Consider the following 9118-nt stretch of genomic DNA (forward strand, 5'->3'; position numbering starts at 1 on the left):
CCGCATTGTGCGGCTCTTTTTATCGTTTATTCGTCACTTACCACTCGTGAATTATCTGGAGTTGTAAAGTGCTCAGACAATTGACGATTAGAGACAACAAATCCTATCCACAACCCACCCATACAGATCAGAATAGTGACACCTGTAATGACTTGAGCTTGGCTAGCCATCGCCGCGACTAATGCACTGGCGAGACTGCTGATGCAGATCTGCAAACTGTTTTGCAGTCCTGCTGCAGTGGCTGGGCTCTGCTTAGCGCTGGCCAATGCGCGGTTGACGACAATCGGGTAAAGTGCACCGTTCGCAACCGCAATTAAACAGAAGGGTGCAAGAATCGGCCAGATAGACGTTAGCTGCCATTGTGAGGCGATAAACACCAGTAGTGAAGCGACACTGAATAAACCAATCAACTGGCGCAGTACTTTTTCGTCACCAAATTTGGTGACCCCTTTTTTCCCTAGGTAACCACCAGCCATAAAGGCGATCGTCTGTGGAATAAAACTTAGACCGATATCTTTGGCTTCGTAACCAAGCTGAGCCATGATTTCTGGCATCCCAGTTAAGTAAGCAAAGAAGGCCGCTGATGCGGTAGCAAACATCATGACGTTGCCCAAATAAGTCTTTGAGCCTACTAGCGCTTTGATGTCTGAACCTATGCTTGTTTGTTTGGCTGGTGCCTTCTCCTGGCTTTGTGCCATTGTTGTCACTGCCAAAAATAGCCCCATTAAGGTCAGAGTGACAAAAATACTGTGCCAACCAAAGTTATCTGCCAGTACAACACCCAGTTGGGGGGCTAACGCGGGAGAGAGTGCGACTAAGGGCATGATGGTGGCAAAGATTTGTTGGCTGCTGCTGGAATAACGCTTGATAACCATGGCTTGCCAAATCACAGCGGGAGCGCAGACGCCGATGGCCTGAACGAAGCGAAGTGTCAGTAATTGCCAGACTTGATCGCTGAAGGCGAGACCAAAAGATGCCAAAGTAAATAAACCTAAACCTACGGCAAGAGTATTACGGTGGCCAAATTTATCAGAGGCCAGCCCCCAGAGTAGCTGACCCATTGCCATACCGACTAAAAAGACGGTCAGCGATAATGCGATTTGTTCTGGACCTGTGGCGAAGTCATTTTCCATGACCTTGAAAGCAGGTAAGTACATATCTGTGGCAATAAAACCTAGCATTGATAACGAGGCTAAATAAAAAAGTTGTAATTTAGAGATTTTCATCATCTTTCCATTCAAAAAAATTCACGGATTGTTATAAGTTGGCGCCAACCTTTTTATTAACTTTGCTATTCTATTTTTCATATTCATGAAATTGAAACGCTAAAATTTACAGTTATTAATCAAATTTTTTGAAAGGTATTGTTGTGGGTGTGTTTTCGCAAACATCGTTAGAGCTGGTGGACACTGTTGCTCGGTTGGGCAGTTTCACTGCGGCAGCGGAAGATCTGCATAAGGTGCCGTCTGCGATTAGTTATAGTATTCGTCAAATAGAGCAAGAGCTGGATGTGGTGTTATTTCGTCGTCTTCCAAGAAAAGTAGAACTGACAGCGGCTGGAGAACTGTTTTTGGAGCAAGCCAGAGCTATGTTACGTCAGATGGAAGAAGTGAAAGCGCAAACGAGACGCGCCGCCCATGGTTGGCAGAAAACGCTCAAGATCACGTTGGATAATGTGGTGAAGCTTGAGCGACTCAAACCTCTCATTGAAGATTTCTATCGGACTTTTCCTTACGCTGAATTACAAATCAATATGGAAGTGTTTAATGGTTCTTGGGAAGCGATTTCACAAGGTCGCGCTGATATCGTTATCGGTGCGACAGCAGCGATTCCCGTTGGAGGAGATTTTGAAGTTCGTGAAATGGGTATTTTAGATTGGGCGTTTGTCATGTCTCCCAGCCATCCGTGTGTGAAACAGCAGGCATTAAGTGAAGAGTACGTCAGTCAGTATCCTGCAATCTGCTTAGATGATACTTCCAATTTATTACCCAAGAGACACACAGTGCATTATCCCAAGCAGCGCAGATTGTTGCTACCCAACTGGTACAGTGCGATAGAGTGCCTAAAAAACGGTGTGGGGGTGGGTTATATGCCTCGGCATATTGCGCGCCCTTTGATTGCTGAAGGGTTGCTGGTGGAAAAAATTCTTCCTGAAGAGAAACCTTTGAGCCATTGCTGCTTAGTGTGGCGCAAAGATGAAAATCATAAGATGATTCAATGGATGGTCGACTACCTAGGATCCAGTGAGCAGTTATATCAAGACTGGTTGCAAGCAAGATGAGGGGATCAAAAAGCGCCAGTTCTTACTGGCGCTTTGCTTTTCTTACGAACGGCACTTTACGGACGTTCGAATACCGTTGCAATACCTTGACCTAAACCAATACACATAGTCGCGAGACCGTATTTTGCGTCTTTCGATTCCATTAGATTGATCAGTGTGGTTGAGATGCGTGAGCCAGAACAGCCTAGCGGATGGCCTAGTGCAATTGCACCGCCATTCAGGTTAACCTTCTCGTCCATCACTTCCAACAAGCCTAAGTCTTTTGCACACGGTAGAGATTGTGCAGCAAAAGCTTCATTAAGCTCAATCACATCCATATCTTCAATGGACAGGCCAGCACGTTTTAGTGCTTTTTGCGTCGCAGGTACTGGGCCATAGCCCATGATAGAAGGATCACAGCCCGCAATCGCCATACCTTTGATACGGGCACGAATGGTTAAACCGAGTTCGTTTGCTTTGTCTTCACTCATGATCAGCATTGCAGACGCGCCGTCTGAAAGCGCCGATGACGTACCTGCTGTGACTGTACCATTTGCAGGGTCAAATACTGGACGTAACTGAGACAGGCCTTCTACAGAAGTCTCTGGACGAATGACTTCGTCATGGTCAAGAGTGAATAAGGTACCGTCCGCTGCATGACCTTCAGTCGGTAAGATTTCATTCTTAAAGCGACCTTCCAACGTAGCAGCGTGAGCGCGAGCATGAGAGCGTGCGGCAAATTCGTCTTGCTGCTCACGGCTGATGCCGTGCAGCTTACCCAGCATTTCGGCTGTCAGACCCATCATGCCTGCTGCTTTGGCGACATGTTTAGACATGCCTGGGTGGAAATCTACCCCATGGTTCATTGGTACGTGGCCCATGTGCTCAACACCACCAATTAGACAGATCTCAGCGTCACCTGTCATGATAGCGCGAGTACCGTCATGTAGCGCCTGCATCGAGGAACCACATAAACGGTTAACCGTCACCGCGCCAATTTCAATCGGCAGGCCTGCCAGTAGGGCAGCATTACGTGCTACGTTGAAGCCTTGCTCTAGGGTTTGCTGAACACAGCCCCAGTAAATATCTTCAATCTCACTTGGATTAACCTGAGGGTTACGCGCTAGGATGCCTTTCATTAAGTGTGCTGATAGGTCCTCAGCACGAGTATGTCGGAATGCACCACCTTTAGAGCGACCCATAGGTGTACGTAGACAATCTACGATAACGACGTTTCTTGTTTGTAAAGCCATGTGGGAATCTCCTTAGATAGAACCTTGTTGCTGAGTGCCGTAGAAGGTTTCACCTTTAGCAGCCATATCAATCAGCATTTGTGGAACCTGATACATAGCACCGAGCGTTTGGTACTGTTCTGCCATCGCGATATATTCAGCGATGCCCACACTATCTAAGTAACGGAACACCCCGCCGCGGAATGGAGGGAAGCCTAAGCCGTACACTAATGCCATATCGGCTTCTTGTGGAGAGGCAATAATGTTTTCTTGTAGGCAAAGTACTACTTCGTTGATCATAGGAATCATCATACGTTGAATGATGGTTTGGTCATCGAACTCTTGAGTTTGGCTACAGACTTCCGACAGGATAGGTAGAATTTCGTCGGTGAAGGCTTTCTTCGGTTTACCGCGCTTATCTACGCTGTAGCTGTAGAAACCGCTGCCATTCTTCTGTCCGTATTTATTGGCGTCGAACAGAGCATCAATCGCATCGCGATCTGACTTACCCATGCGTTCAGGGAAGCCTTGTGCCATCACCGCTTGGGCATGGTGAGCAGTATCAATACCCACTACATCTAGAAGGTAAGCTGGGCCCATTGGCCAACCAAACTGGCGCTCCATGATTTTGTCGACTTTAGTAAAGTCCGCGCCATCACGAAGTAGCATGCTGAAACCGCCAAAGTACGGGAAGAGTACGCGGTTAACGAAGAAGCCTGGGCAGTCATTAACCACGATGGGTGATTTACCCATCTTAGCGGCGTAAGCAACAACGCGATTGATGGTTTCATCGGAGGTGTGCTCACCTCGGATGATCTCAACGAGAGGCATACGATGTACAGGGTTGAAGAAGTGCATACCACAGAAATTTTCTGGGCGCTGCAGTGACTTGGCCAACAAGTTAATTGGGATCGTTGAAGTATTGGAAGTGATAACAGTATCTTCGCTGACCTGCTGTTCTACTTCACTCAATACCGCGGCTTTTACTTTCGGGTTTTCTACCACGGCTTCAACAATCACATCCGAATTTTCAATCCCCGCGTAATGCAGGCTAGGAGTAATTGATGCCAGAATACCTGCCATCTTAAATCCATCGATACGGCCGCGTGACAAGCGCTTATTAAGCAGCTTGGATGCTTCTGTCATACCGAGATCCAAAGATGCCTGAGCGATGTCTTTCATCATGACCGGCACGCCTTTCAGAGCAGACTGGTAAGCAATACCGCCACCCATAATGCCCGCGCCGAGCACGGCTGCGCGTGCAGTCTGTTTGTTGGCATGTTTTGCCGCTTTCTTGGCAATACCCTTGATGTACTGGTCGTTAAGGAAAAGGCCAACCAATGCTTTCGCTTCTTCGGACTTAGCCAGTTTGATGAAGTACTTACGTTCAATATCTAGGGCTTCGTTACGTGCAAAGCGTGAACCTTCCTCGATGGCGATGACCGCTTTCATTGGCGCAGGGTAATGTGGGCCTGCTTTTTGTGCCACTAGGCCTTTCGCCATCGTGAAGCTCATCATCGCTTCTAACTTACTCAGTGTAAGTGCAGAGGTTTTTTGTTTACGGCGCTGCTGCCAATCAAGCTTCTCATTAATCGCTTGTGTGAGCGTTGCTAGCGCAGATTCATACAATGACTCACTGTCAACCACAGCATCAAGTAAGCCAATTTTCAGTGCTTCATCTGCGCGGCAAGCTTTACCTTGCGTGATGATTTCCATTGCACTGTCAGCACCAATGACGCGGGGCAGGCGTACACAGCCGCCAAAGCCAGGCATGATTCCGAGTTTAGTTTCTGGTAAGCCAATACTGGTGGTTTTGTCACCAATGCGCATGTCGGTAGCAAGTACGCACTCACATCCACCGCCAAGAGTATGGCCTTTCAGCACGGAAAGTGTGGGGACAGGCAAGTCTTCAAGTTTATTGAAGATGCTGTTAGCAAACTGCAGCCACTTATCGAGTTCGGCTTCTTCTTTGGCAAACAGGCTTAAAAACTCAGTGATATCTGCGCCAACGATAAAAGCGTCTTTATCTGATGTCAGCAGCAGACCCTTGAGGCCTTGATGGGCATTCAGAGCATCGAGTGCTTTATCGAGTGATTCAAGAGTGGCGAGGTCGAGCTTGTTGACAGAATTGGGTGAGCAGAAACTGAGCTCAGCGATACCGTCGTGTAATTCCTTTACCTGTAGGGTTTCGGCTTGGTAAATCATTATCTATCTCCATGACATACAATCTTGGGATTGCGCGTACACCGACCTCAGTCTTGTGGTCGGCATATAGAAATGTCGCTTTATTTTTATTCTGGTTAGACCAGTGGTTTTAGTTTGGACTCAGCTAAAATTAAATTCAATACATTTTTTAAACAAGTGTTTAACATTGTGCACTGCCGCTGATCTTTTAAGCGCGCTAATTGGGTTTCATGGTAGACTGGTCAGATAATGAAAAGTGACGTAATGCCATGAACGAACTGCCCTATCTTATCCCCGCTCAACTTGCTCTATTCGAAGAAGAAATTAAGAAAAGTGTCTTTATTACCCAGCTAGCGCATACTCCATCTGTCGAAGCTGCCAAGGCGTTTGTTGAGCAGGTTAAAGCACAACATTCAGGTGCCAGACACAACTGCTGGGGGTTTGTCGCAGGTCGACCTGAAGATTCAATGAAATGGGGGTTTAGTGATGATGGTGAACCTTCTGGCACGGCAGGCAAACCCATCTTAGCTCAACTATCAGGTTCCGGAGTGGGTGAGATTTCGGCTGTAGTGACTCGATACTCTGGTGGAATAAAACTTGGTACTGGTGGCTTAGTCAAAGCGTATGGTGGTGGTGTTCAGCAGGCACTCAAGTTGCTTCAAACAATTGAGAAAAAAATAACCACAAAGCTATTAGTGGAGTTAGACTATGGCTTTATTACTATTGTTCAGGCTTTACTGCCGCAATTTAGCGCGCAAGAAGTGGAGACTGACTATAGTGAACAAGTAAAGATGGTCGTGGAAATTGAACTTCGCTATGTAAGTGACTTTACCCAAACCATAATCAACAAAAGTGGAGCCAAGGCTTTGGTTACCTCTTTAGACGGAAAATAAAGATAATCAGGAAGTCGGAAGCTCAGCTTCAGTAATCATCAGTTCATGCAGTTTCGTTCAATAATTCGTATTGTCGGGCTATTGCTCGCTCTTTTTAGTGTCTCAATGCTAGCGCCTGCGCTGGTCGCGTTGATTTATCGTGACGGTGCTGGTGTGCCTTTTGTTACGACTTTCTTTGTTCTGCTCATCTGTGGCGCTATCTGCTGGTGGCCAAATCGCCGTCATAAACATGAACTCAAAGCCAGAGACGGTTTTTTGATTGTTGTATTGTTTTGGACGGTTATTGGTAGTGCGGGTTCGATTCCTTTCTTGCTTTCTGATAATCCTAATGTGTCAGTGACTGACGCTTTTTTTGAATCTTTTTCTGCGCTGACGACTACAGGAGCAACGGTGATTGTTGGTCTTGATGAGCTTCCCAAGGCACTATTGTTTTATCGTCAGTTTCTACAGTGGTTCGGTGGAATGGGGATCATCGTACTTGCTGTGGCAATTCTGCCTGTACTAGGTATTGGTGGCATGCAGTTGTACCGCGCGGAGATTCCAGGTCCAGTCAAAGACAGTAAGATGACGCCTAGGATTGCTGAAACCGCAAAAGCGCTGTGGTACATCTATTTGAGCTTAACGATTGCGTGTGCCTTGGCATTCTGGTTAGCGGGCATGACTCCGTTTGACGCGATAGGTCATAGTTTTTCCACTATCGCAATTGGTGGTTTTTCAACGCATGACGCCAGCATGGGCTACTTTGATAGCTACGCGATTAACATGATTACCGTGGTGTTCTTACTCATTTCTGCGTGTAACTATTCTTTGCACTTTGCTGCGTTTGCATCCGGTGGTGTTCATCCTAAATACTATTGGAAAGATCCGGAGTTCCGAGCTTTTATCTTCATTCAGGCACTGTTATTTGTAGTGTGCTTTCTGATTCTGCTTAATCATCACTCTTATAACTCTGTCTATGATGCTTTTGATCAGGCGTTATTTCAGACCGTTTCAATTTCTACTACGGCTGGCTTTACGACCACAGGGTTCTCCGAGTGGCCGCTTTTCTTACCCGTACTTTTGCTATTTTCTTCCTTTATCGGAGGCTGTGCCGGTTCAACGGGGGGAGGGATGAAAGTTATTCGTATTTTATTACTCACTTTGCAAGGTGCGCGCGAGCTAAAACGTTTGGTACATCCAAGAGCGGTCTACACGATCAAAGTAGGTGGAACTGCACTCTCTCAACGTGTAGTCGATGCTGTATGGGGGTTCTTTTCTGCTTACGCTTTGGTGTTTGTGGTATGCATGCTGGGATTAATCGCGACAGGTATGGATGAGTTAAGTGCCTTTTCTGCAGTGGCAGCTACGCTCAATAACCTTGGCCCAGGTTTAGGAGAAGTGGCATTGCATTTCGGTGATGTTAACGATAAAGCCAAATGGGTATTAATTGTCTCTATGCTGTTTGGGCGTCTTGAGATATTCACTTTACTGATTCTACTCACTCCAACATTTTGGCGCAGTTAAGGAGCTTATGTGACCAAAGCACTATTTCTTTATTCTTCCCGTGAAGGGCAAACCAAAAAGATCCTTCGTTATATAGAGCAAGAGCTTTCACAATTTGATGTGGAAACGCTGGATTTACACAGTGCTGAAAACATTAATTTTGAATTGTATGACAAGGTTTTGATTGGCGCATCAATCCGATATGGTCATTTAAATAAGCGGCTTTATCAGTTTATAGAGCAATATAGGCAAGAGTTAGAGTCGAGTAAGGTTGCTTTCTTTTGCGTTAATTTGACTGCGAGGAAGGAAGACCAAGGGAAAGATACTCCTGAAGGTAGCGCATATATTCGCAAATTCTTGATCAAGTCTCCTTGGAAGCCGGAGTTAATTGGTGTGTTTGCCGGTGCGCTCTATTACCCTCGTTATAACTGGTTCGATAAAATGATGATTAAGTTCATTATGAATATGACTGGAGGAGAGACGAATACCAGCAAGGAAGTTGAATACACCAACTGGGAAAAAGTTACATTATTTGCTCAAAAGTTTAGTAATTTGTGAATATAAAGGTGAAATTTGGTCATTAGAGGTTAAGGTTTCACCGAAAGGTAAAAAAACACAGAAAAATCGAGAAAAAGAGTTGCCAAGATAATCTCTATCTCTATAATGCCCCCTCGCTGACACGGCAACGCTTCAACAGAAATGTTAGGCCAGTTAGCAAGGTCAATTAGCCAAGTGGAAACGCTTGAATAAAGTTTGAAAAAAGTGGTTGACACTAAACTTTATCTCGCTAAAATGGCCGTCCGTTTTGAGTAAGACTTAAAACGAAAGCTCTTTAACAATATAAACCTATCAATCTGTGTGGGCACTCGTTGATGATAATCCAATTAGAAATTTCTCTGAATAAAGAGGGGTTTCAAATTAGGTTTCAATGAAACGAAGTGACCATTGAATCTTCGGATTCAGCACAGTCAATTCAAACATTACTTTATGTAATGTTCAGTATTCATTGAGCCGACAAAATCTTAAATTGAAGAGTTTGATCATGGCTCAGATTGAACGCTGGCGGC

7 protein-coding genes are annotated in these 9118 nt (G+C 45.6%); 4 read left to right on the top strand and 3 right to left on the bottom strand.

Going from position 1 to position 9118, the window contains the following annotated elements; all coding sequences use genetic code 11:
• Positions 1-26 precede the first annotated feature (26 nt).
• Entirely contained in the window at positions 27-1226 is a 1200-nt protein-coding gene (gene punC, locus L1D15_RS18680; RefSeq protein ID WP_239870936.1) for a purine nucleoside transporter PunC, read from the bottom strand.
• A gap of 149 nt (positions 1227-1375) precedes the next feature.
• On the opposite strand from punC, the gene punR reads away from it, so the two are divergent.
• Positions 1376-2281, top strand: coding sequence for a DNA-binding transcriptional activator PunR (gene punR, locus L1D15_RS18685; protein ID WP_239876674.1), 906 nt, complete (start codon positions 1376-1378; stop codon positions 2279-2281).
• 56 nt (positions 2282-2337) lie between these two features.
• On the opposite strand, the gene fadA is transcribed toward punR, so the two are convergent.
• Positions 2338-3513 (bottom strand): acetyl-CoA C-acyltransferase FadA, encoded by a 1176-nt coding sequence (gene fadA, locus L1D15_RS18690; RefSeq protein WP_239870939.1) that lies wholly within the window; start codon positions 3511-3513, stop codon positions 2338-2340.
• 12 nt (positions 3514-3525) lie between these two features.
• The gene (gene fadB / locus L1D15_RS18695; RefSeq protein WP_239876671.1) at positions 3526-5697 is read right to left on the bottom strand and encodes a fatty acid oxidation complex subunit alpha FadB; all 2172 of its coding nucleotides are present in this window, start codon (positions 5695-5697) and stop codon (positions 3526-3528) included.
• Between the two features lie 248 nt (positions 5698-5945).
• Between fadB and L1D15_RS18700 the strand changes: the two genes are divergently transcribed.
• Genes L1D15_RS18700 through hemG form a run of 3 tightly spaced genes read left to right on the top strand, consistent with a single transcriptional unit; the run spans position 5946 to position 8609 of the window.
• Complete coding sequence (locus L1D15_RS18700; RefSeq protein WP_239876672.1) at positions 5946-6569, top strand: YigZ family protein; 624 nt, start codon at positions 5946-5948, stop codon at positions 6567-6569.
• Between the two features lie 45 nt (positions 6570-6614).
• Complete coding sequence (locus L1D15_RS18705; RefSeq protein WP_239838779.1) at positions 6615-8072, top strand: TrkH family potassium uptake protein; 1458 nt, start codon at positions 6615-6617, stop codon at positions 8070-8072.
• A gap of 9 nt (positions 8073-8081) precedes the next feature.
• Positions 8082-8609: a menaquinone-dependent protoporphyrinogen IX dehydrogenase gene (gene hemG, locus L1D15_RS18710; protein WP_239876673.1), complete on the top strand. Its 528-nt coding sequence runs from the start codon at positions 8082-8084 to the stop codon at positions 8607-8609.
• The last annotated feature ends 509 nt before the right edge of the window (positions 8610-9118 follow it).

Source organism: Vibrio sp. Isolate25, assembly GCF_022398025.1.
GTDB lineage: Bacteria > Pseudomonadota > Gammaproteobacteria > Enterobacterales > Vibrionaceae > Vibrio > Vibrio coralliilyticus_A.